This window comes from Cellulomonas sp. EB106-03-03-XG116 (assembly GCF_058792015.1).
Genome location: NZ_JBYTEP010000015.1, coordinates 23,841 through 48,339 on the forward strand (window position 1 = coordinate 23,841; position 24,499 = coordinate 48,339).

Sequence of the window (24,499 nt, forward strand, 5' to 3'; positions counted from 1 at the left end):
ACCCGCAGTCCCCCCGTCCCCTCCCGACAGGAGCCCCGACGTGACCCGCTACGTCCTGCGCCGCCTCGGCGTCTCGGCGCTGACGGTCCTCGGGCTGGTCCTGGTCGTCTTCCTCGTCACGCGCATCCTGCCCGGCGACGCGGCGGCGGCCCGGCTCGGCCCCGAGGCCACCCCCGAGGACATCGCGGCCCTCCGCGCCTCCTACGGCCTGGACGACCCGCTGCCGGTCCAGCTGCGGGACTACCTCGTCCGCCTGGCGCAGGGCGACCTCGGCCAGGCGGTCTCCACCGGCCGCGACGTCGGCACCGAGCTGTTCGCCCGGCTGCCCGCCACGATCGAGCTGGCGCTGGCCGCCCTGGTGGTCGCCCTCCTGATCGGCGTCCCGGTGGGGGTGCTCGCCGCCGCCCGGCGCGGGCGCACCGCCGACGCCGCCGCGCGGGTGTACGCCGTGCTCGGGTCGTCGATGGCCCCGTTCTGGCTCGGGCTGCTGCTGATCTACGGGCTGTTCTCCCTGTGGCACCTGCTGCCGGGCCCCATCGGCCGGCTGCCGGTCGGCACCACCCCGCCGCCGGAGGTCACCGGCCTGTACGTGCTCGACTCGCTGCTGGCGGGCGACCCGGCCACCGCGGGGCAGGCGCTGCGCTACCTCGTGCTCCCGGCGCTGACCCTCGGGATCGGGGCCTCGGCGGCGGTGGTCAAGATGGTCCGCTCCGCGCTGATCGCCACCGCCGGCACCGGGTACGTCCGGACCGCCCGCGCGTTCGGCGTCGCCCCGGGCACCGTGCTCTGGCGGGACCAGATGCGCAACGCGATGCTCCCGATCCTCACCTCGCTGGGCCTGGTGTTCAGCTTCCTGCTCGGCGGCAACGTCATCGTCGAGCAGCTGTTCTCCTGGCCCGGCACCGGACGGCTCGCGTACGACGCCGTGCGGGCCAACGACCTCGAGATCCTGCAGGGCTACGCGATCGTCATCGGGATCGTCTACATCGCCCTCAACGTCCTCATCGACCTGGCGTACGGCCTGATCGACCCCCGCATCCGGCTCGGAGGTGCCCGCGCATGACCGCCGTCGCCCTGCCCGCCCCGCCCACCCCCGCCGCGCCCGCGCCCGCCGACGCCGCCCGGGCCCGCTCCCGGCGCCCGCGGCCGTTCCTGTGGACCGGGCTCGGCGTCCTCGCCGTGCTGGTCGTCCTCGGCGTCGTCGGGCCGTTCCTCGTCGCCGACCCGCTCGCGGTCGAGCCGTCGGCCGCGCTGCAGGCGCCGTCGGCCACGCACTGGTTCGGCACCGACTACTACGGCCGCGACGTGTTCGCCCGCGCCGTGCACGCCATCCGGCTCGACCTGCTGCTCGGCGTCAGCATCGCCCTGCTCGCGATGGTGGTGGGCTCGGCGCTCGGCGTGGTGTCCGGCTACCTCGGCGGCCGCGTCGACGACGTGGTCATGCGCTGCGTCGACGTGCTGATGTCGTTCCCCGGTTTCGTGCTGGCGATGGTGCTGCTGCTCGCGGTCGGCGAGACCACGCCCAAGCTCGCCCTGGCGCTCGCGGTGGCCGCCGTGCCGCCGTTCGTCCGGCTGGTCCGGGCCGAGGCGCTGGCGCAGCGCGAGCTGGAGTACGTCGACGGCGCCCGGGTGTCCGGGGCCGGGTGGGCGCGGATCGCATTCGGCCACGTCCTGCCCAACTCGCTGCGGCCCGCGGCGGTGCAGTTCACGCTCGTCTGCGGCTACTCGATCCTCAACGTCGCCGGGCTCGCGTACCTCGGCATCGGCATCCACGCCCCGACGCCGGAGTGGGGCGTCATGGTCGCCGAGGGCGCGCAGAACATCCTGACCGGACAGTGGTGGACGGCGTTCTTCCCCGGCCTCCTGATCGCCCTGACGGTCATGGGCCTGCACTTCGTCGGCGACGACCTGGGGGGTGACCGGTGACGACCGCGACCTCGACCTCGACCGCCACCGGGGCGCGCACCGTGCCCGTCCTGGAGCTCGACGGCCTGTCCGTCGGCGTGACCCGCACCGGCGCCGCCCTGCTGCGCGACGTCAGCCTGATCGTGCGCCCCGGCGAGATCGTCGGCCTGGTCGGCGAGTCGGGATCGGGCAAGTCGATGACCTCCCTGGCCGTGATGGGCGTGCTGCCCGACGGCATCGCGATGACCGGCGGCCGGGTGCTGGTCGGGGGCGCGGACGCCACCGGCACCGCGCGGCGGTCCGTCGCGCACCGGTTCGCGATGATCTTCCAGAACCCGAAGGACTCGCTGAACCCGCTGATGCGGGTCGGCGAGCAGATCGCCCGCATGGTCCGGCTGCACCAGGCCGACGGCGCGGGCGCCGACAAGCGGTCCGCCCGGGCGGAGGCCGAGCGACTGCTCGGCCGGGTGCACATCGCCGACCCGGCGCGCGCGGCGCGCGCGTACCCGCACCAGCTGTCCGGCGGCATGTGCCAGCGCGTGATGATCGCGATGGCGCTGGCCTGCCGGCCGACGCTGCTGATCGCCGACGAGCCGACCACCGCCCTCGACGTCACCGTGCAGGCGCAGATCCTCACGCTGCTCACCGAGCTGGCGGACGAGACCGGCTGCGGCGTCCTGCTGATCACGCACGACCTCGGCGTCGTCGCGGAGGTGTGCGACCGGGTGGCGGTGCTGTACCGCGGCGACCTGGTGGAGACCACGGGCGTCGTCGAGCTGTTCGAGTCCCCGCAGCACGAGTACACGCGGTACCTGGTGGCCGCGGGCGAGGAGGCCTGACATGGCGCTGCTGGAGCTGCGCGACGTCACCAAGACGTTCAGCGCCCGGGGTCGGACGGTGCACGCGCTGCGCGGCGTCGACCTCGAGCTGGACACCGCCCGCACGCTCGCCCTGGTCGGCGAGTCGGGGTCGGGCAAGTCGACGCTCGGCCGGGTGGTCGCCGGCCTGCACGGGGCCACGTCGGGGACGGCGATGTTCGGCGGGTTCGACCTGCTGGGGTCCTGGGACCGCGAGCGCCGCCGGTCGGTGCAGATGGTGTTCCAGCACCCGTACCAGTCGCTCGACCCGCGGTGGACGGTCGACCGGATCCTGCGCGAGCCGCTCGCCCGGCTGACCGGGGTCCGCGGCGCGGCGGCTTCCGCGCGGGTGGCGGAGCTGCTCGACCTCGTCGGGCTGCCGGCCGAGATGCGCACCCGGCTGCCGGCCGAGCTGTCCGGCGGGCAGCAGCAGCGGATCGCGATCGCCCGGGCCCTCGCGCCGGAGCCCGACCTGATCGTGCTGGACGAGCCCACGTCGGGCCTCGACCAGTCCGTCCGGGGGCGGGTGGTCCGGCTGCTGCGCGAGCTGCAGCAGAGCACCCAGGCCGCCTACCTGTTCATCACGCACGACCTCTCGGTGGTCCGGCAGATCGCCGACGAGGTGGTCGTCCTGCACCAGGGGCTGGTCGTCGAGCGCGGCCGGACCGCCGCCGTGCTCGACGCGCCCCGCGAGGAGTACACCCGCACGCTGCTGGCCGCCGTGCCCGTGGCCGACCCGCGCCGCCGCGCGCGCCGCCTGCCGGGCGTCGTCCCGCAGCCCACCCCCGAGGAGATCGCATGAAGTTCGGACTGGGAGTCCCCACCGGCACCGAGGGCCTGATGTACCCGGTGCCCTACGCCGACCCCGACCAGGCGGTGCAGATCGCCGTCGAGGCCGAGCGGCTCGGCTTCGACTCGGTGTGGGGCAACGACCACGTGACGACCCAGCGGTACGTGCGCGCGGAGTTCGACGCGCCGCCGCGGTTCTACGACCCGTACCTCTACCTGGCGTTCGTCGCCGCCCGGACCACCCGGCTCCGGCTGGCGACCGCCATCACCGTCATGGCGTTCCGGCACCCCGTCGTCGCCGCGAAGCAGGCCGCCACCCTCGACCAGCTGGCCGGCGGCCGGTTCGTCCTGGGCGTGGGGATCGGCGCGTACCGCGAGGAGACCGACGCGATGTGGCCGGGGAACACGCTGCACCGCGGCCGCCAGGCGGAGGAGTTCCTCGCCTCGCTCGAGACGCTGCTCCGGGACCGCCGGTCGTCGTACCAGGGCGAGTTCATCCGGTTCGAGGACGTGGAGTCCTACCCGAAGCCCGTGCAGGCGCCGCTGCCGATCCTGTCCGGCGGCAACGCGGTCGGCTCGAAGCAGCGGGCCGCGCGGTACGGCACCGGCTGGCTGCCCGCCGTGCTCAGCCCGGCCGAGGTGGCCGCCGGCCTCGCGGACATCCGGCGCGAGGCGGAGGCGATCGGCCGCGAGCTGCCCGCCGACTTCGACGTCGCCCCGCAGCTGTCCGTCGCCATGGGGTCCTCCGAGGCCGACGCGATGGCCCGGTTCGAGACCACCCAGCTGCACCAGCACATGCGGTCGCTCTCGGGGTCGACGCTCAAGGGCCAGCAGGACGGGTTCGCCGCCCGGAACCTGGTCGGCTCGACGGCGCAGATCCAGGACCAGGTGCACGCGTACGCCGAGGCCGGGGTGACGACGCTGTCCGCGCTGCTGTTCGCGTGCAACACCGTCGCCGAGACGTACGACCAGATGGCGCGGTTCGCCGAGGAGGTCATCGCGCCCGTGAACGCGGGGACACCCGACGCGCTCCCGCCGCTCGGCGCGTCCGCCACCGCCCCCACCACCGCAGGAGCCGCGCTGTGACGCTCACCCCCGCCCCCCGCCCGGCACTGGTCGCCGAGCGCGCCGCGCGGCTGCTCGCGCACCTCGCGGACGCCCCGTTCGACGCGGTGGTCGCGCTGTCCACCGCGAACGTCGACTACGCCACCGGGTACCGGTCGATGTCCGGCGCGGTGCACGGCACGTCGTCCGTCGCCGCGGTCGTCACCGGCGGGCGGACCGTGCTCGCCGGCCCCGTCGCCGACTCCGCGCCGGCGTTCGACGCCGGGATCGGCGAGGACGACTTCGTGGCGTTCGGCCGGTTCTACTTCGAGTCGGCCGGGTCGGCGGCGACCGCCACCCGCCTCGTCGACGAGCACCCGGGCGCCGCGGAGGCGGTCGCGGCGGCCGTGGCCCGCGCCGGGGCGGCGTCCGGGACGCTCGGGATCGACGAGGCCGCGTGCCCGGCGCCCCTGCGCGCCGCGCTCGCCGCGGCGCTGCCCGACGTCACCTGGGTGGACGCCAGCGCCTGGCTCGCGGGCGTCCGGGCGCGCAAGCTGCCCGGCGAGGTCGCGCTGCTCGCCCGCTCGGCCCGGCTCGCCGAGGCCGGGATCGTCGCCGCGCTCGCCGTGGCCGCGCCGGGGGTCACCGAGGCGGAGCTCGCCCGGGTCGTCGCCCGGACGATGGTCGACGGCGGCGGGCTGCCGAAGTTCACGGTCGTGACCACCGGGCCCCGGTCCGCGCTGGCCGACGCCATCGCCACCGACCGGCCGCTCGCCGTCGGCGACCTGCTGCGGTTCGACGTCGGCTGCCTGCTCGACGGCTACTGGTCCGACATCGGCCGCACGGCGGTGGTCGGCGCGCCGACCCCGCTGCAGGCGCAGCGGTACGACGCGATCCTCGACGGGTTGGACGCCCAGCTCGCGGCGGCCCGGCCCGGGGTGTCGGCGGCGGCGCTGTTCGACCTCGCGGTCGACGTGACCGAGCGCGGCGGGCTCGCCCCGTACCGGCGGCAGCACTGCGGGCACGGCATCGGCCTCGACGTGTACGAGGCGCCGATCGTCCGGCCCGGCGAGGACGTGCCGCTCGAGGAGGGCATGACGTTCTGCTTCGAGACCCCGTACTACGAGCTCGGCTGGGGCGGGATGATGGTGGAGGACGCGCTGGTGGTCACCGCCGACGGCGTGCAGCCCCTCACCGCGCTGGCCCGCGGCCTGACGGAGGTGCCCGCGTGACCGCGCTGCCGCTGACCGCGTCCGCCTACGCCGGGGTGCTGCGCGACGGCGTCACCGGCGCCGACGTCGCGGAGGCCGACGCGTACCTGCCGTCCGCCCCGGCGCTCGGCGCGGGCGTGCACGCGTACGCCTCCCCCGTCTACGACCTGGCCGCGGCCGGGCTCGGCGGGGCGCTGCCGGCGCCCGGGTCCGGCCCGGGCGTGTTCCGGTTCGCCCCGCTGCTGCCCGTCGACCCGGCCGGCCCGCTGGTCTCGCTCGGCGAGGGCGGCACCCCGCTGGTGCCCGTGCCGCGGGCCGCCGCCGCGGCCGGGCTGCACGGGGGCGCGCTGCTCGTGAAGGACGAGTCGCGGAACCCGACCTGGTCGTACAAGGACCGGCTGGCAGCCGTCGCGGTGACCAAGGCCGTGCAGCAGGGCCACGACACCGTGGTCGTCGCGTCGACCGGCAACCACGGCGCGGCCACCGCCGCCTACGCCGCCCGCGCCGGGCTGCGCTGCGTGGTGCTCACCGTCGCCTCGGTGCCCGAGACGATGAAGACCCTCATGCAGTCGTACGGCGCGGACGTCGTCGCGTTCGACGACCCCCGGGACCGGTGGGTCGTGATGCGCGCCGGCGTCGAGGAGCGCGGCTGGGTGCCGGTGTCCGGCTACCTCAGCCCGCCGTCGGGGTCGAACCCGTTCGGCGTCGACGGCTACAAGACCATCGCGTACGAGGTGTGGGAGCAGCTCGGCGGCGCCGTGCCGGACGCCGTGGTCGCCCCGGTGGCCTACGGGGACGGCATCGCCGGCATGGTCCGCGGGTTCCGCGACCTGGTCGCGCTCGGGCTCGCCGACCGGGTGCCGCGCATGGTCGCCGCCGAGCCGTTCGGCCCGCACGAGGCGGCGCTGCGCGACGGGTTCGTCCCGGGCGCGGCGGTGCCGGCGGGTCCGACGGTCGCGTTCTCCATCGGGTCGTCGATGGCGACCTGGCAGGCGTGGGACGCGCTGCGCTCGACCGCCGGCGCCGCGGCCACCGCCGACGACGAGGCCGTCATGCGCGCGCAGGCGGCGCTCGCCGCGACCGAGGGGCTGTACCTGGAGGCCTCGTCGGTCATCACGTACGCGGTGCTGCCCGCGCTCGTCGCGCGCGGCGCCGTGGCGCCGGACGAGACCGTCGTGCTGCTCGGGACGTCGACGGGGCTCAAGGACGTCGGCGCGACCGCCGCGCGGCTGGCCGCCGTGCCGGTGATCGCGCCCACGCTCGCGGCCTTCGACGCGGCGACTGCCTGATGCGGGTCGCGTACGCGCCCGCGGGGCGCCGGGACGCCGCGACCGCCGTGCGGCTCGCGCGGCAGGCCGAGGACCTCGGGTTCGCCGAGGTCTGGCTGAGCGAGGACTACCTGGAGCGCGGCGCGTTCGCCGTCGCCGGGGCCGTCGCCGCGTCGACCTCCCGGGTCGGTGTCGGGCTCGGCGTCATCAACCCGTGGACCCGGCACGTCGCGCTCACCGCGATGGAGTGCTCGGCCCTCGACGAGGTGTCCGGCGGCCGGCTGGTCGTCGGGCTCGGCGCGAGCAACCGCGGGTGGATGGAGGGCCGGCTCGGCATCCCGTTCGCCCGGCCGATCTCCACGCTCGAGGCGTACACCGCGGCGCTGCGGCGGCTGCTCGCCGGCGAGGTGCTGCGCGAGGACGTGAACGGGCTGACCCTCGACGCCGGGCTGTCGTTCACGCCGCTGCGCACGGACGTGCCGGTGTACCTGGGCGTCAAGGGCGAGCGCGCGCTGGCCGTCGGCGCCCGGATCGCGGACGGCCTCATGCTCTCCGTGCTGTCGACGCCGGCCTACGTGCGCTGGATCCGGGAGCAGCACCCGCGCCCCGACCTGCGGCTCACCGGGTACGCGGCGTTCTCCTGCGACGACGACGGCGCGGTCGCCCGGGACCGGGTGCGGTCGCGCACCGCGCGGTTCCTCGGCATGCACGGCGCCGCGCCCATCACCGCCGTGCCGGGCCTGCCCGCCGACCAGGCCCTCGCCCTGCGGGACCGGGTGCTCGCCGGGGCCGACGGCGCCGACCTGGTCGACGACGACGTGCTGCGCACGTTCACGCTCGCCGGGACGCCGGACGAGGTCGCCGGCGGGATGCGCGCGTTCGCGGACGCGGGGCTGGACACCCTGGTCGTGATGGACGACGGGGTGTCGCCGGCGGAGGAGTCGCTGGCCCGGGCCGCCGCGTGCGCGCGGGACGCGGGCCTGCTGGCGTGAGCGGCGGGGCGGGCGCGGGCGTGAGCGGCGGGGCGGGTGCGGGCGGGCGCGGCGGGGCCGGAGGGCGCGGCCGGTCAGGCGCGGGGCGCGGGCTCCTCGTCGAGCGCCTTGCTGCCGTGCGACTGCGCGCTGATGCCGAGCCCCAGTCCCTCGACCGCCAGCACCGCCCGGGCCACGTCCCGGACGCGGTGCAGGTCGAGCCCGCTGAGCTCGGACACCCGGCGCAGCCGGTACGCGACCGTGTTCGGGTGCACGACCAGGCGGCGCGCCGTCTCGGGCACCGACAGGTCCGTCGCCAGGTGCACCCGCAGCGTCTCGACCAGGTGCTCGTGCGCGGCGATCGGCCGCAGGTAGCGGTCCTGCAGGTTCACGACCATGCGCGGGTCCCGCAGCGCGAGGACCTCCAGCAGCACGTCGGCGAACAGCACCACCTCGCGGTCCGCGCCGCGCCGCCGTCCGACCGCGAGCGCCCCGATCGCCTGCCGGCACGACCCGCCGACCGCGGCGAGCCCGCGCCGCGGCTCCCCCACCGCGCCCACGGCGGCCACCGCGACCCGGCGCCGGTCCAGCCCGGCGGCGATCCGCGCCCCGAGGTCGGACACGGGTCCGTCCCAGGGCACGGCGAGCACCACGACGGGGGCGCCGCCGTCCTCGCGCACGACGCCCGACAGCGGCGTGCCGCCCGTGACCGCCGCCAGGTGCGCGACGGCGTGGTGCCGGATGTCGGCCACCTGCTCCGGGTCGACGTCGCGGTCCGCGTCCGGCGCGCCCGCTTCGCCCGGAGCCCCCGCCGGACCCAGCGCCAGGCCGACCACCCGGGTCTCGTCGTCCACCGCCAGGCCGAGCGTCCGGACCAGCCGCGCCAGGTCGGCGGGGTCGATCGGCTCGCCGCTGACCAGCCGGTTCATCAGGTCGGGCTCGGTCAGGACGGTCCGGGTCGCGATCCGCTGCTGCATCTGCGCGTAGGTGCGGAGCATCGCGCCCTCGAGCTGGTCGAGGATCGCCACGATCTGCTGCTGGCCCGCCCGCAGCGCCCCCACCGGCACCTGCATCCGCGCGCACCGGGCCTGGAACGTGTCGACCAGGCTCCGCTCCGCATTCCGGTACGACTGGATGATCGCGGCCTGCGCGACCCCCTGGAGCGCCCGGCGCTCGCCGTTGACCGCCGCCGTCTCCAGCTCCGCGGCCGACGGCGGCCGGTCCTCCATCAGGCACACCAGCACGTTGAGGATCGAGTCCCGCACCTGGCCGGACAGGTCGCCCCGGTCCACGACCACCTGCGGGTAGGCCGGCACGCTGCGCCAGACCCGCTCCGTGATCTCGCCGATGATCTCCTCGAAGTCGGCGACCATCGACCGCGCCACCCGCAGCACCGCGTCGGGGCTCCTCGCCATCACGCCTCCCGTCGGTCCGCCCCCGCGCGCCGGGCGTCCGCGCGACGCCCGCCCCGGGGCCATCGTCGCCGCCCCAGATGTCTGGCCGGTTTCGCGGCCCGCCCCTGCTCCCGCCCCACCACCACCCGGAGGACCGCATGACCGCCCGGATCGGCTACGCCGCCATGAGCGAGCAGTTCCACCCCACGGAGCTCGTCGACCTGTGCCGCACGGCGGAGGCCGCCGGCTTCGTCGGCACCATGGCCGCCGACCACTTCCAGCCGTGGGTGCCCGCCCAGGGCCACGCGCCGTTCGTGTGGAACCTGCTCACCGCGATCGGCGCGGCCACCACCACGGACCTCGGCCCCGGCGTCACGTGCCCCTCGTTCAAGATGCACCCCGCGATGGTCGCCCAGGCGTCCGCGACGCTCGCCGCGATGTACCCGGGCCGGCACTGGCTCGGGCTCGGCTCGGGCGAGGCGCTCAACGAGCACGTCGTCGGCGGCTACTGGCCCGAGGCACCCGACCGGCTCCGCCGGATGTGGGAGGCGGTCGACATCATCACGAAGCTGTTCTCCGGCAAGGAGGTCAAACACCGCGGCGAGTTCTTCACGCTGGAGAAGACGAAGCTCTGGACGCTCGACGACGCCCCGCCGATCTACGTCGCCACGGCCGGACCGATCACCGCGCGGCGCACCGGCCGCGAGGCCGACGGCATCATCACCCCCGGCGCGACCGTCGAGAAGGTCGCCGGCCTCCTCGGCAGGTTCGCCGAGGGCGCCCGCGAGGCCGGCAAGGACCCCGACACCATGCCGAAGATCCTCCAGCTGCACCTGTCCTGGGCCCCGACCTACGAGGAGGCGCTCGCGAACGCGATGACCGAGTGGCCCAACGGCGGCATGAAGTTCCCCAAGGGCGACGTGCGCTCCCCGTACGACTTCGAGCAGATGGCGCGGCTGGTGCGGCCCGAGGACTTCGAGGGCCGGCTCCTGATCTCCGAGGACCCGGACGCGCACCGGGCGGAGATCCAGCGGTTCCTCGACGCCGGGTTCACGCACGTGTACCTGCACAACGTCGGGCGGAACCAGCAGGAGTGGATCGAGGTGTTCGGGCGGGACGTGCTGCCGGCGCTGACGCGCTGAGGCCGGGGACGCGCGTGAGGTCGTCACGACGCGGTGAGGTCGTCACGACGCGGTGAGGTCGTCACTCGTGAGTGACGACCTCACGCGGTTGTGACGACCTCACGGACCGGGGCTCACCCCGGCGGGCGCGCCGCGCGGAACGCGCGGAACGAGGCCCGCAGCTCCCGGACGAACACCTCCGGCTGCTCCCACGCCGCGAAGTGCCCGCCGCGCTCCGGCTCCGACCAGTACCGCAGGTCCGGGAACCGCCGCTCGACCCAGCGCCGAGACGGCCGGGGCAGGTCCCGGAACACCGCGGCGCCGGTCGGCACGGTGACGACGTCGGACGACCTGCGGGTGAACCAGCCCTGGACCGTCGCGATGCTCTCCCGGTACAGCCGCGCCGACGACGACGCCGTCCCCGTCAGCCAGTAGAGCGTGATGTCGTCGAGCAGCTGGTCCCGGCTCAGGACGGTGAACACGTCGCCGTCGTGGTCGGACCAGGCGACGACCTTCTCCCCGATCCACGCCGCCAGCCCGACCGGCGAGTCCGTCAGCCCGTAGCCGAGCGTCTGCGGCCGGGTGGCGTGCAGCGCCGAGTACGCCGAGCCGTCCGCCGACCCCTCGACGGCCGCGACCGCCGCCCGCTCGGCCGGGGTGAGGTCGCCGAGCGTGGCCGGGTCGGGGGCGACCAGCGGCGGCGTCAGGTGCAGGCCGAGCACACGATCGGGTGCCGGAGCCCGAGCACCGTGCTGACGCTGGTCCCCCAGCCCCCGCCGCTCGCGCCGAACCGGTCGTATCCGAGTGCCGCCATGAGCGCCGCCCACGCGTCGGCGACGCGCTCGATCCCCCAGCCCGGCGCCGCGGGCTTCTCGCTGAACCCGTACCCCGGCAGCGACGGGACGACGACGTGGAACGCGTCCGCCGGGTCCGGCGGGTCGGTGAGCGGCCCGAGGACGTCCAGCAGCTCGACGAACGACCCCGGCCACCCGTGCGTGAGCACCAGAGGCGTCGCGCCGACGTGCCGCGACCGGACGTGCAGCGCGTGGACGGCGAGCCCGTCGACCCGCACCAGCACCTGCGGGACACCGGCGAGGCGGCGCTCCAGCCGGCGCCAGTCGTACTCCTCGGCCCAGTAGCGGGCCAGGTCGCGCAGCCAGTCGAGCGGGACGCCCTGCGCCCAGCCGTCCTCGGTGGCGGGTTCTGGCCAGCGCGTGGCGCGGACGCGGCGGCGGAGGTCGTCGAGGTCCGCCTCGGGCACGGCGACGGTGAACGGCGAGACCTGCACGGGCGGCTCCTCCCCCGAGACGTCCGGTCGGGCGTGCTGCTCACCGCACCGTACGACCGGGGTCCGACACCCTCACCCGGCGCGGCGCCGCCGCAGCGCCGGCAGCCGCCGGTCGACCGCGCCCGCCGCCACGACCAGCCCCGCGAGGACCACCCCCGCCGCCCCGAGGTACGACGCCCGGGTGACCCACCAGTCCCACGTCCACGGCTCCGGCAGCACCTTCCCCGCGCCGAGGAGCACGACGCCCGACACCGCGAACATCGCCGTCAGGTGCCACAGGTACAGCCCCATCGACCGCGACCCGGCCCAGCGCACCAGCCGCGAGCAGGCGGCCCACCGGGCGACGGCGTCCCGGACGAGCAGCGCCGCCGCGACCTGCGCCACCGCGAAGCCCACGACCGGGGCGGTCGGCGGGGCGAGGTTGGAGATCGCGTCGCCGGGCATGCCGATCAGCGACCGCGGGTACGGGCCGACCGCGAGCAGCAGCACCGTCGTGGCGAGGCCGCCGAGCGCGAGCAGCGCCAGCGCGGTGCGCTCCGGCACGAGGTCGCGCGCGGCGACGTCCTCCGGCGCGGCGAGCCGGCGGGCGGCGTAGACGAGGCCGCCCAGGTACGGCACCGCCCAGACGAGCAGCACGTTCGGCGCCCCGGGCAGCCCGACCTCGTCGGAGAACCGCAGCAGGTCGACGACCACCGGGAGCGCGGCCGCGACCACCAGCACCCGGGCGGCGCCCCACCGGCGCAACGCCCGCAGCAGCAGGGGGGTCAGCGCGAGCAGCCCGATCTGCACGCCGAGGAACCACAGCGGCTGCGGCACGATCCGGGCGACCCGGTCGACGGCCGCGGCCGGGACGCCGAGCCACGGCAGCGCCGCGACCAGCAGCGCCCACACCCCGACGAACACCGCCACAGGGCGCGCCATGCGCAGCAGCCGGACGCCCGCGAACCGCCAGCCGGGCTCGCCGGGGTGCCGGTCGAGGTCGTACCGGGCCGCGGCGCCGGCGGCGAAGAACAGCAGCGGCAGCGGCTGGAGCCAGGTCAGCAGCCACGCGCCGCCGTGCGCCAGGGCGTTGCCGACGGCGAGCGTCTTGCCGTCCCAGGTCGCCTCGACCATGAGCCAGTGCAGCGCCACGACGAGCAGGATCCCGACGGCGCGGACGCCGTCGACGAACGGGTCGCGGCGGGGGCGGGGCGACGTGGCGGCCGCGGGTGCCGGTGCGGGCGCGGGTGCAGGCGCGGGGCCGGGGCGGGCGGGCCGGGCGGACCCCGGGCCGGTGGAGAGCGCGAGGGTGTTGCTCTCGCGGGGCGGTGCGGGCAGGACGGTCGACATGGCGGCGCTCCCGAGGGGACCGCGCGGCCTCCCGCGCGGATGCCCGGCGATCGGGCACGGCACCAGCCTGGCGCGCAGAACCGCAGGTCAGAACGGGTACGACCCCCGTCCTGCGCGGCGGTCAGCCCGACGTCGGGCGGGGGCTGTCCCCCGGCTCCGCACTCGCGCCGGCGGTCCGCCGCACACCCGCGAGCACCAGCGAGCCCGCGACCAGTGCTGCGCCGAGCACGGTGAGCCCGATGGCCGCCGCCGACAGGAACGCGAACGCCTCCGGCGTCGCCCAGAGCCGGTCCACGTAGAGCACCTGGGCGCCGGCGCTCCCGACGACGCCCAGGACCACCGCCACCAGGCCGGTCCAGAACAGCTGGGGCGCGGTGAGCTGGGGCAACGAGGTCCTCCCGGTTCGCGGTCGACGCCGGGAACGGCCCCGGCCACGTCCTCGACCGTAGCGCCGGGCGCCCTGGTCACGCAGGCGTTCCGGGTCAGCGGTCACCCGCCGACGGGGTCGGGCGGTCCGGCTCGGCGGCCTGCTGCGGCGCGGGTTCGCCGGACGACGAGGGGGCCGGGTACCCGCTCTGCTGGGGTGCGGGCGCCCGCGACGGCGGGGCGTACCCGTCCGACAGCGGTGCGGGGCCGTACCCGCCGGGGGCCGGCACGGGGTGGCCGCCGGCCGGGGCGCCGAACCCGCCGCCCGAGGGAGCGCCGTACCCGCCCGGCTGGGGAGCGGAGCCGGCGGCCTGCGCGGGAGCGGGGTACCCGCCCGCCCCCGGGTACCCGCCGTACGGCTGCCCCAGCGCGCCCCCGTACGGCTGCGGCTGCGCCGGCCGGGGCGCCGCCGGACCGCGCTGGAGCGCGCCCACGACGAACGCCCCGCCGATCATCGCCGCGCCGACCACGGTCAGCGCGCTGCCCACGGTCTGCGCGAACCCGTACAGCCAGGACGCCCGGTAGAGCAGCTCGATGAACAGCGCCTGCCCGATCCAGCCCCCGATGATCCCGACGACGACGAGCACGACGCCCGTCCAGAGCAGCTGCGGTTCGGTGAGCTTCGGCATGGCGGGGTCCCTCCGTCGGCTGGCGCGGGCGCGCTCGACCGACGCTAGCGCGAGGTCGTGGCCTCCGTCCGCGGGAGGGGGTGCGGAACCACCGACCTCGGGCGCGACCGCCGACCTCGCCGGATGCGCCGGCGCCGGCGCACCGTGGCGTGCACCGGGGCGCCGGGTCAGGCCTCCAGGTTGAGGTAGCGGAGGACCGCCAGGACGCGGCGGTGGTCGCCGGCGTCGGGGGCCAGGTCGAGCTTGCCGAAGATCGACGTCACGTGCTTCTCGACCGCCCCGTACGTCAGCACGAGCGCGTCGGCGATCGCCCCGTTGGACCGGCCCTGCGCCATGAGCTCCAGCACCTCGGACTCCCGCGGGGTGAGCCGCGTGATGCCGGGGTCGACGCGCGCGGCGCCCATGAGCTGGGTGACGACCTCGGGGTCGAGGACCGTGTGCCCGGCGGCGATGCGTTCCAGCGCGTCGAGGAAGTCGGAGACGTCGGCGACCCGGTCCTTGAGCAGGTAGCCGACGCCGCGGGCGTCCCCGCCGAACAGCTGCGCGGCGTACCGGGTCTCGACGTACTGCGAGAACAGCAGCACGCCGAGGCCGGCGTGGGTCTCGCGGAGGGTGAGCGCGGCGCGCAGCCCCTCGTCGGTGAACCCGGGCGGCATCCGGACGTCGACCACGGCGATGTCCGGCAGCGCGCCGTCGTCCGCGAGCGCGGCGACCTCCTTCACGAGCGCGTCCCCGTCGCCGACCGCCGCGACCACCTCGTGGTTGCGGCGGGCGAGCAGCGCCGCGAGCCCGTCGCGGAGGATCACGGAGTCCTCGGCGATCACGACCCGCACGGCGCACCCCCTACGCGGACGTGCGACGGGCGGGGATCCGGTCGGCTCATCGGGCGCTCAGCGGCAGGTGCACGGTGACCACCGTAGGGCCTCCGGCCGGGCTGTCGACGTCGAGCTCGCCGTCCACCGTCGCCACCCGGTCGGCCAGGCCCGCCAGCCCGGAGCCGCCGGACGCGCCGGGCAGGCCGAGCCGCGCGCCGCCGTGGCCGTCGTCCCGCACCCGCAGCCACAGCGCCCGGCCGTCGGCCTCGACCCGGACGTAGGCCCCGGTCGCTCCCGAGTGCCGGACGACGTTCGTGAGCAGCTCGGCGACCGCGAAGTACGCGATCGTCTCGACCTCGGGCGCGGGCCGGGCGGTCGCCAGGTCCACGTCGACGGTCACGGGCACCGGGCTCCGCGCGGCCAGGGTCTCCAGCGCCACCGCGAGCCCGTTGTCGAGCGCCGGCGGGTGGATGCCCCGGGCGATCTCGCGGAGCTCGGTCAGCGTGTCCTTGAGCGCGCCGTGCGCCTCGTCGAGCAGCCCGAGCGTGGCCGGGTCGGCGCCGGGCTCGTGCGCGAGCCGGTCACGGGCGTCGCCGATCTGCATGGCGACCGCCACCAGCCGGGCCTGGGTGCCGTCGTGCAGGTCGCGCTCGATGCGGCGCAGCCGGGTGTCGGCGTCCGTGACCGCGGTGCCGCGGGTCTGCTCGAGGTGGGCGACGCGCAGGCTGGACCCGGTCGGGCCGAGCAGGCTGGTGCTGAGCAGCCGGAACAGGTGCGCGAACCCGAGGGTGAGCCGGTGCCAGGCCAGGAACGCCAGCAGGCCGACCGCGATCAGGATCCACTGCCGCGGCGCGGTGTCGATGAAGTAGTCGGTGCCGAACGACGCCCCGCGGTGCAGCGTGCCGTCGGACGCCTCCTGCAGCGGGAGCCAGCGGTACCAGAACCAGTGCGTCGTGCCGCCGAGCGCGACGGCGAGGAAGGTCGTCGGCACCACGAACCCGACGATCGCGAGCGGCAGCGACAGGGCGCCGAACGCGACCCCCCGCCAGCCCGGCGCGTCGCCGAGCAGCACCCCGAGCCGGCGCCAGAACCCCCGGCGCCGTCGGCGGGGCATCGGCGCGGCGATCGACGTGCCGAGCATCCCGCGGGCCATCCCCCGGTAGAGCGCCGCCCACATGCGGCCGCCGACGATCACCCAGCCGGCGACGAACAGGCCCACGACGGTGATCGCCACCGACGGCGGCAGCACGACCGCGACGACCGCGTACATGAACGCGAACGGCGCGACCAGCAGGGCCAGGAACAGGTAGCCGTACTCCCGCCAGGCCCGCCCCATGACGCCGGGCGCCCAGATCGCGCCGGTGGGCAGGTCCGCGGTGAGGTGCACCGGGACGGTCACGACCGGCGCCCCGGGGGCGTACGCGGCGGGGTGCGGTCCACCGGGGTGCGGCGCGGCGGTGCCGGCGGGTCCGGCGGGTCCGGCGGCGGCCGGCGGGGTGGCGGACATGGCGGGCTCCTCGTGCGGGGTCGGGCGCGGCCGAGGCGCGCCCGGGTCGGTCGGACCGCACCATCGTCCCGTGCCCGGCGCACCCGGGGGCACCCGGTGCGCCACCCACCCGCCCGGGGGGACGTCCCCCGGGTCGGCACCCCGACATCCCGACCGCCAGGTCACAAAGCGGTAACGATCCAAGAAATGGTAAAGTCGCAGGTCACGGTGACTTTACCTGGGTAAAGTCGTCCCACGATGCACCGTTTCGGCACGTCCCGGCCTCGCGTTCCCCGCCGAGATGGGGCACGGTGGATCCCGACCAGATCGACGAATGGTCGGCGCGCGACGCCTGCCTCCGGCCCTCGCAGCGCCCCTCACCCGGGGTGCGGCAGCGAGGGCCGAGGCGTGTTCCGCCGCCGCAACCGGCCCCCTCCGGGCGGGCCGCGCGGCGCTGCCGACCGACGCTGCGCCCCCGGCGCGCCCCATCCCCGGGGCGCATCCGACCTCCGCCCGCGGAGGGGATGGGGCCGCGCGTCATGACGTGACGAGGTGGATGAGTGACAGGACTGCGCGTCGAGGGCGTGTACAAGGTGTTCGGCCGCCGGCCGAACGAGGCGGTGAAGCGGCTCCGCGACGGGTCGTCCCGCGAGGACGTGCGCCCGTGGGGCACGGCGGCGGTGATCGACGCCGACCTGGAGATCCGCAGCGGCGAGACGTTCGTGGTGATGGGGCTGTCCGGCTCCGGCAAGTCGACCCTGATCCGGATGCTGAACGGCCTGCTCAAGCCGACGGCCGGGCGCGTCGTCCTCGGCGACGACGACCTCAGCGCCGTGAGCGCGGCCCAGCTCCGGTCCATCCGGCAGCGCAAGGTCAGCATGGTGTTCCAGCACTTCGCGCTGCTGCCGCACCGCACGGTGCGCGACAACGCGGCCTACCCGCTGGCGCTGCAGGGCGTGGACAAGGCCGAGCGCCGCAAGAAGGCCGACGAGGCCCTCGAGATGGTCGGCCTCGGCGAGTGGGGCGACTCGCTCCCCCACGAGCTGTCCGGCGGCATGCGGCAGCGCGTCGGCCTGGCCCGCGCGCTCGCCGCGGACACCGACATCCTGCTGATGGACGAGGCGTTCTCCGCGCTGGACCCGCTGATCCGCCGCGAGATGCAGGACCAGCTGCTCGAGCTCCAGCAGACGCTGGGCAAGACCATCGTGTTCATCACGCACGACCTGAACGAGGCCATGTACCTCGGCGACCGGATCGCCGTCATGCGCGACGGCCGCGTCGTCCAGGTGGGCACCAGCGAGCAGATCCTGTCCGCGCCCGCCGACGACTACGTCGCGCAGTTCGTCGCCGACGTGGACCGCACCCGCGTGCTGACCGCGTCGTCCGTGATGCGGCGGCCCGCGGCCGTCGCGTTCGCCGGGGGCGGCCCGCGCCTCGCGCTGCGCACCATGCGCGACGCGCAGGTCGCCGCCGCCTACGTCGTGGACCGGACCCGCGTGCTGCGCGGCATCGTCCGGGACGCCGACGCCGTGGACGCGACCCGCGCGGGCAAGGACACCCTCGAGGGCCTGATCGACGACAGCCTGACGTCGGTGTCCGTCGACACCCCGCTGGCCGAGGTGTTCGCGCCCGCCGCGGAGTCTCCGCTGCCGGTCCCCGTGACCGACGACAAGGGCCGCCTGGTCGGCGTCATCCCCCGCGCGATCCTGCTCGAGGCGATGGTCCCCGTCGACACCAGCACCCCGCCCAAGGGCACCCCGACGGCCGACCAGGCCGCCACGTCCACCGCGGCCGCCCCCGGCGAGGCCGACCCGACCGCGGCCACCGCCCCGGCGCCGGGAGCCGACCCGCTCGGCACGCCCCCGGACGCCACCACCGCCGCCCCCGGTGCGGGCCGCGCGGCCGACACGACGGAGGTGCGCGCGTGACCGCCCCGATCCTCGCCCTCGACACCACCGACCAGGGTGTCCCCCGCCTGCCGCTCGGCGAGTGGGTGGACGTCGCGGTCGACTGGGTGACCACCACGTTCCGCGGCCTGTTCTCCGCGATCAAGAGCATCTTCGAGGGCGCATACGACGGCCTCGACACCGTGCTCAGCGGCCCGCCGTTCTGGTTCATCGCCGTCGCGCTCGCGCTGATCGCGCTGTTCGCGAAGGGCTGGAAGCTCGCCGTCGGCACGCTGGCCGGGCTCGTCGTCGTCGCCGGCGTGAACCAGTGGGAGAACGCCATGGACAGCCTGGCGCTGGTGATCCTCGCCAGCGTCGTGGCCCTGGTCATCGCGATCCCGCTCGGCATCTGGGCGGCCCGCGACGACCGGGTGTCCCGGGCCGTGCGGCCGGTGCTCGACTTCATGCAGACGATGCCCGCCTTCGTCTACCTGATCCCGACCGTCGTCATCTTCCGCGTCGGCGTCGTCCCCGGCATCGTCGCGACCGTCATCTTCGCGATGGCGCCCGGCGTCCGGTTCACCGAGCTGGGCCTGCGCCAGGTCGACCGCGAGGTCGTCGAGGCCGGGCACGCGTTCGGCTCCTCCGACGGCCGCATCCTCCGGCAGATCCAGCTCCCGCTGGCGATGCCGACGATCATGGCCGGCGTCAACCAGGTGATCATGCTCGCCCTGTCGATGGTGGTCATCTCCGGCATGGCCGGCGCCCCCGGCCTCGGCGGCGACGTCGTCCAGGCCCTGCAGCGCGTCAACGTCTCGCTCGGCTTCGAGGCCGGCCTGGCCGTGGTCATCCTCGCGATGTTCCTCGACCGCGTGACCTCGGCGTTCGGCACCCGCTCGAAGACGGCCCGCGCGGTCGCCGCGGCGACGAAGGCCTGACGCCTCCCCCTTCCACCGGGGCCGCTCGGCGGTCCCGCGCCCCACCCACCCCCACCCGGGCGACGGCACGATGCCGCGCGCCCACGGAAAGGACACGCATGCGCACCCGCACCCGCCGTTCCGCCCTCGCCGCCTCGGCGCTCGTCGCCGGCCTGGCCCTGACGGCCTGCGCCTCCGACGGCGGCTCGGGCGCCTCCGACGAGGAGCGCCTCGAGAACGGCGACCTGCCCACCGTGTCGATCGGCGTGCACTCCGGCTGGGACGAGGGCATCGCCGTGTCGGCGCTGTTCCAGACCATGCTGGAGGAGGACGGCTACACGGTCGAGTCGCAGGAGGCGGACGCCGGCGTCGTGTACACCGGCCTGGCCGGCGGCGACTTCGACGTGAACTTCGACATGTGGCTGCCCACGACGCACGAGGACTACCTCGAGCAGTACGGCGACGACATGGAGCAGCTCGGTGTCTGGTACGACGACGCCCGCCTCACCATCGCGGTGAACGAGGACGCGCCCATCACCTCGATCGACGAGCTCGCCGAGAACGCGGACGCGTTCGGCAACCGGATCGTCGGCATCGAGTCCGGCGCCGGCCTGACCCGGATCACCCAGGACGAGGCCATCCCGACCTACGGCCTGGACGACATGGAGTTCGTGGTCTCGTCCACGCCGGCGATGCTCGCCGAGCTCAAGGGCGCGACCGACGCGGGCGAGAACATCGCCGTCACGCTGTGGCGCCCGCACTGGGCGTACGACGCCTACCCCGTCCGCGACCTCGAGGACCCCGAGGGCGCCATGGGCGAGGCCGAGGAGATCCACACCGTCGGCCGCACCGGCTTCGCCGAGGACTACCCGACGCTGACCAAGCTCATCGAGGCGTTCGAGCTGACCGACGAGCAGCTGTTCTCCCTGGAGAACCTCATGTTCAACGAGGACGGCGGCTCGGACCCGACCGCGTCGGCCGCCGCGTGGCTCGACGAGAACCCGGACTTCGTCACGGACCTCAAGGAGCAGGCGGGCGTCTGACGCCCCCGCGCTCCGGCCTCACGACGGCCCCCGCCCCTCCGGGTGCGGGGGCCGTCGCCGTCCCGGGCCTCGCCACCGTTCGCCGAGATAGGACCTCCGCGCCGAGATAGGACCCTGCAGGGTCCTATCTCGGCTGAGAAGTCCTATCTCGGCGCGAGCGGGGAGGGCGAGCCGGGGGCGGGCCGGGGCGGGCGGAGAGAGGGGTCAGTCCGGTTGGGGGACCTCGGCGCGGAAGCGGGCGGCCAGGGCCTCGCCCGCCGCCACGGCGCCCGCGATCGCCGGCTCCGGGACGTGCACCAGGCGCAGGCAGCCGCGGACCACGGCCTCGGCGTACGCCGCGCGGGTGCCGTCGTCGCCCCACTGCCGCTGGCTGATGATGCCCTCGACCAGCCCGAACGCCAGCTCCAGGTCCGTCTCCGGCAGCGCCGCCGCGTCGACGCCCTGCTGCTCCAGCACCGCCACGGACAGCGCGCGGTAGTGCCCGCGCAGCGCGACCTGGCTCTCCCGGGTCTCGGCGAACTCGGTCTCGGCGATGTCGAGCAGCCGGTAGACGACGTGCAGGTTCCACCGGTCGCGGAGCAGGCCGTCGAGGTCGTAGCGCGCGAGGGCGGCCAGCGCGACGGTCGGGTCCACGGGGCCGCCCTCCGAGCCGGCCGTGCGCAGCCAGTCCGCGAACTGGACCGACGGCGCGACGGTGCCCTTGAGCAGCGAGCGCAGGATCTGGCTCTTGTCGGCGAAGTGGTAGTACAGCGACGCCTGCTTGATGCCGACGGCGTCGGCGATCTGCCGGGTCGTGGTCTCGGTGTAGCCCTGCGAGCCGAACAGCGACGCCGCCGCGGCCAGGATCTCCTCGCGGGTGCTCAGCGAGGAGTTCGCCCGGGGCGCGGAGCGGGGGCGGCCCCGGCGGCGCGGCGCGGCCTCGGTCTGCTCAGCCACGGTCCACCGTCCTCCCGTCGTCGGCCCGGGCGTCCTTGACGACCCGCCCATCCTGCACCACCACCCGCACGTTCCGCGGGTCCGCCAGCGCGTCGATGCTGGTGAGCGGGTCGACGCCCGTCAGCACCAGGTCGGCGCGCAGGCCCGGCGCCACGGTGCCCACCTGGTCCGCGAGGCCGAGCATCCGCGCCGCCCCGGAGGTGCCCGCGACGATCGCGGCGGCCGGCGAGAGCCCGTGCTCGACCAGCAGCGCCAGCTCGGTGAGGTTCGTGCCGTGCGGGGCGATCCCGGCGTCGGTGCCGAGCGCGACCGGCACGCCCGCCGAGATCGCCGCGTGCAGCCGCTCCCGCGCGGCGTCCGTCAGGGCGCGGCGCTTGGCGGCGACCCACGGCGCGACCCCGTCCGCCACGGGCCGGGTCAGCGTGGACAGCGTCGGCACCAGCCAGGTGCCGCGCTCCCCCATGAGGTCGATCGTCGCGTCGTCGACGAGGTAGCCGTGCTCGACGCTGCGCACGCCCGCGCGGACCGCGGCGGCGATACCCGCGGCGCCCTGCGCGTGCGCGGCCACCCCGACGCCGCCGTGCCGGTCGGCCTCCTCGACGACGGCGCGGAGCTCGGGCTCGGACAGGCCGCCGGACTCCGGGTGGCTGCGCGGGCTGCCCATGCCGCCGGTCGCGGCGACCTTGACCCAGTCGGCGCCCTGCCGCAGCACCTCGCGGACCGCGCGCACGAACTCGGCGGGCGAGTCGGCGACGGCGCCGGCGCCGGGCCCGGTGTCCAGCGCCACCCCCTCGATCGTCCGCCAGTCGCCGTGCCCGCCGGTGATCGACAGGATCCGGATGGCGACCTGGAGCCGCGGGCCGCGCACCAGACCCTGCTCCAGGGCGTCCCGGAACCCGGAGTCCGCCCCGGCCAGGTCGCGCGCGGTCGTCACGCCGGCGTCGAGGGTCGCGGACAGGTGCGGGACGGACCGCAGGGTGAGCAGCGACTCCGGCGCCAGGACGGTGCCGAGGGTGTCGCCGCCGGGCGACGTGCTGACGTGCACGTGGCAGTCGAGGAACCCGGGCAGCAGGGTGCGGCCGGACCCGTCGAGGACGGCGAGGCGGGCCGGGTCGGCGGTCGCGGCGCCGGGCACCACGGTCCCGGAGGGCCCGACGGCGGCGATCAGGCCGTCCGAGACCAGCACGTCCGTGCCCGGGCGCGGGTCGGCGCCGGTGCCGTCGATCAGGCGCACGTCGCGCAGCAGCAGGTCGGTCACGGGCGGGCTCCTCGGGGTCGGGAGCGGCCAGGCTAGCCCATTACCTGTCACAGACAGATTTTACGTCCCGGCAACACCGCGCAACCCCGTGGCAACGCCCCGGGTCTACTTTTCCGGTCACCGACAGGAAATGCGTCGGCCGCACCACGGCGCGGATCGCAGGGTCCGCCCTCCCCCGCACCTCCCCTCCCCTCGGCGTCGCGGCCCCCTCCTCCCGCACCCGTCGACGCACCCCCGACCGAGAGGCACCGAGCATGAGCCCGAGCACCGCCCGCGCCACCACGCGGACCGCCCGCCGCCCCCGCACCGCCGCCCGCACCCGCGCGACCGCCGCGGCCGCCGCCGTCGCCGGGCTGCTGGCCCTGACCGCGTGCGGCCAGAGCGGCACCGTCGGCGGCGGGTCCGCCGACGGCGACGACACCTTCACCGCCGTGATGCTCACCGGGTACACCACGCCGCCGGACCCGGACGTCAACTACGACGGCCCGGGCCTCAACATCATCGAGAACACCTACGAGGGCCTGGTGGCGTACGCCGACGGCGTCGAGGAGCCGACGATCGTCCCGGAGCTCGCCGAGGAGTGGACCGTCTCGGACGACGGCCTCACCTACACGTTCACCCTGCGGTCGGGCGTCACGTTCCACGACGGCACCGAGCTCACGTCGGAGGCCGTGAAGGCGTCGTTCGAGCGGCGTACCCAGGTCGACGCCGGCCCGGCGTACATGGTCGGCGACGTCGTGTCCGTCGAGACCCCGGACGACCTGACCGCCGTCGTCACGCTGGCCGCCCCGAACGCCGCGTTCCTCGACTACCTGGCCTCGCCGTTCGGCGTGAAGCTGCTCAGCCCGACCGTGCTGGCGGACGAGGCCGGCGACGACGTCGCGCAGACCTACCTCACGACGCACGACGCCGGCACCGGCCCGTACGAGCTGACCGCGGTCGAGACGGGCGAGCGCTACGAGCTCACCGCCTACGACGGCTACTGGGGCGACGCCCCGGAGCTCACGTCCATCGAGATCCAGGTCGCCGAGAACGCCTCCTCGGCGCAGCTGCAGCTCGAGCGCGGCGAGATCGACGCGATCCTCGGCAACCTCAACAAGACCTCGTTCGAGTCGTTCGAGGGCAGCGAGGACGTCACGACGTCGACCTTCCCGAACTTCACGACGCAGATGGTCTACGTCAACCCGGGCTCGGCCTGGCTCGCCGACGTCGCGGACCGCGAGGCGCTGTTCGCGGGGATCGACAAGGAGTCGATCATCGCCGAGGCCATGGGCAGCCTGGAGGTGCCGACCGACCAGCTGTTCCCGCAGGGCATGGTCGACGCGGGCATCGACGACCAGGGCATCACCTACGACGAGGGCGCCTGGGACGCGCTCGGCACGCCGGACTCCGGCACGGTGCGCATCGCGTACGCCGGGTCCAGCGCGGACGGCAAGGCCGTCGCCGAGGAGCTCGGCTCGCGGCTGAGCACCGCCGGCATCCCCGCCGAGGCCGTCGCCTACTCGGCCGGCACCATCTACGGCATCGCCGACGAGGGCGCCGACGGCCCCGACCTCGCGGTGTTCTCCGTGTTCCCCGACGCCGGCCACCCGGACGCCTGGGCGAGCATCATCTACACCCCGGCCGGCGGCCTGGACCTGTTCGGCGCCGAGGTGCCGGGCCTGACCGACCTGCTCGACACCGCCCGCGCCAGCGGGGACATCACGGCGTACGCCCCGGCGGCCGACGCGATCAACGCCACGCGCTACTGGTACTCGATCGGCTCGCTCAACACCACCCTGCTGACCACGCCGGACGTCACCGGCACGACCGAGGCGCAGAACGTCCTCGAGTACGACGTGCTGCACTTCGCGGCGCTCGGCCGGGGCTGACCCCGCGCCACCCCGACCCCGGGGCGGGGTCGCGACCCCTGACCGGCCCCGCCCC

General features: G+C 75.7%; 23 protein-coding genes. 13 read left to right on the forward strand and 10 right to left on the reverse strand.

Translation table 11 applies throughout. The features are described 5' to 3' along the window. Window positions 1-40 precede the first annotated feature (40 nt). The 8 genes from AC3WUG_RS07990 to AC3WUG_RS08025 are packed head-to-tail and all read left to right on the forward strand — an operon-like array spanning window position 41 to window position 8,066. Complete coding sequence (locus AC3WUG_RS07990) at window positions 41-1,063, forward strand: ABC transporter permease (protein ID WP_492327191.1); 1,023 nt, start codon at window positions 41-43, stop codon at window positions 1,061-1,063. After that, entirely contained in the window at window positions 1,060-1,926 is an 867-nt protein-coding gene (locus AC3WUG_RS07995; protein ID WP_492327192.1) for an ABC transporter permease, read from the forward strand. Before AC3WUG_RS07990 ends, AC3WUG_RS07995 begins: the two co-directional genes overlap by 4 nt. Then, window positions 1,923-2,744: an ABC transporter ATP-binding protein gene (locus AC3WUG_RS08000; protein WP_492327193.1), complete on the forward strand. Its 822-nt coding sequence runs from the start codon at window positions 1,923-1,925 to the stop codon at window positions 2,742-2,744. Before AC3WUG_RS07995 ends, AC3WUG_RS08000 begins: the two co-directional genes overlap by 4 nt. Before the next feature lies 1 nt (window position 2,745). Continuing rightward, window positions 2,746-3,564: an ABC transporter ATP-binding protein gene (locus AC3WUG_RS08005; RefSeq protein ID WP_492327194.1), complete on the forward strand. Its 819-nt coding sequence runs from the start codon at window positions 2,746-2,748 to the stop codon at window positions 3,562-3,564. Then, window positions 3,561-4,637, forward strand: a complete 1,077-nt coding sequence (locus tag AC3WUG_RS08010; protein ID WP_492327195.1) for an LLM class flavin-dependent oxidoreductase — start codon at window positions 3,561-3,563, stop codon at window positions 4,635-4,637. Before AC3WUG_RS08005 ends, AC3WUG_RS08010 begins: the two co-directional genes overlap by 4 nt. Next, entirely contained in the window at window positions 4,634-5,827 is a 1,194-nt protein-coding gene (locus AC3WUG_RS08015) for a M24 family metallopeptidase (RefSeq protein ID WP_492327196.1), read from the forward strand. Before AC3WUG_RS08010 ends, AC3WUG_RS08015 begins: the two co-directional genes overlap by 4 nt. Beyond that, complete coding sequence (locus AC3WUG_RS08020; protein WP_492327197.1) at window positions 5,824-7,095, forward strand: pyridoxal-phosphate dependent enzyme; 1,272 nt, start codon at window positions 5,824-5,826, stop codon at window positions 7,093-7,095. Before AC3WUG_RS08015 ends, AC3WUG_RS08020 begins: the two co-directional genes overlap by 4 nt. Then, complete coding sequence (locus AC3WUG_RS08025; protein WP_492327198.1) at window positions 7,095-8,066, forward strand: LLM class flavin-dependent oxidoreductase; 972 nt, start codon at window positions 7,095-7,097, stop codon at window positions 8,064-8,066. Before AC3WUG_RS08020 ends, AC3WUG_RS08025 begins: the two co-directional genes overlap by 1 nt. A 74-nt stretch (window positions 8,067-8,140) precedes the next feature. On the opposite strand, the gene AC3WUG_RS08030 is transcribed toward AC3WUG_RS08025, so the two are convergent. After that, on the reverse strand, window positions 8,141-9,460 hold the full coding sequence (locus tag AC3WUG_RS08030) for a PucR family transcriptional regulator (RefSeq protein ID WP_492327199.1): 1,320 nt from the start codon (window positions 9,458-9,460) through the stop codon (window positions 8,141-8,143). Window positions 9,461-9,597: 137 nt separating this feature from the next. Here AC3WUG_RS08030 and AC3WUG_RS08035 point away from each other — a divergent pair, with 137 nt between their 5' ends. Continuing rightward, window positions 9,598-10,581: a TIGR03557 family F420-dependent LLM class oxidoreductase gene (locus tag AC3WUG_RS08035; protein WP_492327200.1), complete on the forward strand. Its 984-nt coding sequence runs from the start codon at window positions 9,598-9,600 to the stop codon at window positions 10,579-10,581. A 113-nt stretch (window positions 10,582-10,694) separates the two neighbouring features. Here the strand turns inward: AC3WUG_RS08035 and AC3WUG_RS08040 are convergent, their stop codons facing one another. The 7 genes from AC3WUG_RS08040 to AC3WUG_RS08070 all read right to left on the reverse strand — a co-directional run bounded on the left by AC3WUG_RS08040 (window position 10,695) and on the right by AC3WUG_RS08070 (window position 16,554). Beyond that, a complete protein-coding gene (locus tag AC3WUG_RS08040; RefSeq protein WP_492327201.1) occupies window positions 10,695-11,282 on the reverse strand; it encodes a hypothetical protein in 588 nt (195 codons plus the stop codon). Continuing rightward, window positions 11,264-11,848: an epoxide hydrolase family protein gene (locus AC3WUG_RS08045; protein WP_492327202.1), complete on the reverse strand. Its 585-nt coding sequence runs from the start codon at window positions 11,846-11,848 to the stop codon at window positions 11,264-11,266. The genes AC3WUG_RS08040 and AC3WUG_RS08045 overlap by 19 nt, the downstream gene beginning before the upstream one ends. A 72-nt stretch (window positions 11,849-11,920) precedes the next feature. After that, window positions 11,921-13,177, reverse strand: coding sequence for an acyltransferase family protein (locus AC3WUG_RS08050; RefSeq protein WP_492327203.1), 1,257 nt, complete (start codon window positions 13,175-13,177; stop codon window positions 11,921-11,923). A gap of 121 nt (window positions 13,178-13,298) precedes the next feature. Next, complete coding sequence (locus AC3WUG_RS08055; protein ID WP_492327204.1) at window positions 13,299-13,565, reverse strand: hypothetical protein; 267 nt, start codon at window positions 13,563-13,565, stop codon at window positions 13,299-13,301. 94 nt (window positions 13,566-13,659) lie between these two features. Next, the gene (locus AC3WUG_RS08060) at window positions 13,660-14,232 is read right to left on the reverse strand and encodes a hypothetical protein (RefSeq protein WP_492327205.1); all 573 of its coding nucleotides are present in this window, start codon (window positions 14,230-14,232) and stop codon (window positions 13,660-13,662) included. A gap of 167 nt (window positions 14,233-14,399) precedes the next feature. Then, complete coding sequence (locus tag AC3WUG_RS08065; protein WP_492327206.1) at window positions 14,400-15,065, reverse strand: LuxR C-terminal-related transcriptional regulator; 666 nt, start codon at window positions 15,063-15,065, stop codon at window positions 14,400-14,402. Window positions 15,066-15,111: 46 nt separating this feature from the next. After that, the gene (locus AC3WUG_RS08070; RefSeq protein ID WP_492327207.1) at window positions 15,112-16,554 is read right to left on the reverse strand and encodes a sensor histidine kinase; all 1,443 of its coding nucleotides are present in this window, start codon (window positions 16,552-16,554) and stop codon (window positions 15,112-15,114) included. Window positions 16,555-17,093: 539 nt separating this feature from the next. Here AC3WUG_RS08070 and AC3WUG_RS08075 point away from each other — a divergent pair. The 3 genes from AC3WUG_RS08075 (at window position 17,094) to AC3WUG_RS08085 (ending at window position 20,379) form a co-directional block, all read left to right on the forward strand. Next, the gene (locus AC3WUG_RS08075) at window positions 17,094-18,461 is read left to right on the forward strand and encodes a quaternary amine ABC transporter ATP-binding protein (RefSeq protein WP_492327208.1); all 1,368 of its coding nucleotides are present in this window, start codon (window positions 17,094-17,096) and stop codon (window positions 18,459-18,461) included. Beyond that, the gene (locus AC3WUG_RS08080) at window positions 18,458-19,357 is read left to right on the forward strand and encodes an ABC transporter permease (RefSeq protein WP_492327209.1); all 900 of its coding nucleotides are present in this window, start codon (window positions 18,458-18,460) and stop codon (window positions 19,355-19,357) included. The genes AC3WUG_RS08075 and AC3WUG_RS08080 overlap by 4 nt, the downstream gene beginning before the upstream one ends. Window positions 19,358-19,455: 98 nt before the next feature. Next, a complete protein-coding gene (locus AC3WUG_RS08085) occupies window positions 19,456-20,379 on the forward strand; it encodes a glycine betaine ABC transporter substrate-binding protein (RefSeq protein ID WP_492327210.1) in 924 nt (307 codons plus the stop codon). Window positions 20,380-20,583: 204 nt separating this feature from the next. Here the strand turns inward: AC3WUG_RS08085 and AC3WUG_RS08090 are convergent, their stop codons facing one another. Together AC3WUG_RS08090 and AC3WUG_RS08095 are read right to left on the reverse strand one after the other, a co-directional pair. Then, a complete protein-coding gene (locus AC3WUG_RS08090; protein WP_492327211.1) occupies window positions 20,584-21,315 on the reverse strand; it encodes a TetR/AcrR family transcriptional regulator in 732 nt (243 codons plus the stop codon). Beyond that, the gene (locus tag AC3WUG_RS08095; RefSeq protein WP_492327212.1) at window positions 21,308-22,573 is read right to left on the reverse strand and encodes a metal-dependent hydrolase family protein; all 1,266 of its coding nucleotides are present in this window, start codon (window positions 22,571-22,573) and stop codon (window positions 21,308-21,310) included. Before AC3WUG_RS08095 ends, AC3WUG_RS08090 begins: the two co-directional genes overlap by 8 nt. A gap of 254 nt (window positions 22,574-22,827) precedes the next feature. Here AC3WUG_RS08095 and AC3WUG_RS08100 point away from each other — a divergent pair, with 254 nt between their 5' ends. After that, complete coding sequence (locus AC3WUG_RS08100) at window positions 22,828-24,444, forward strand: ABC transporter substrate-binding protein (protein ID WP_492327213.1); 1,617 nt, start codon at window positions 22,828-22,830, stop codon at window positions 24,442-24,444. Window positions 24,445-24,499: the final 55 nt, after the last annotated feature.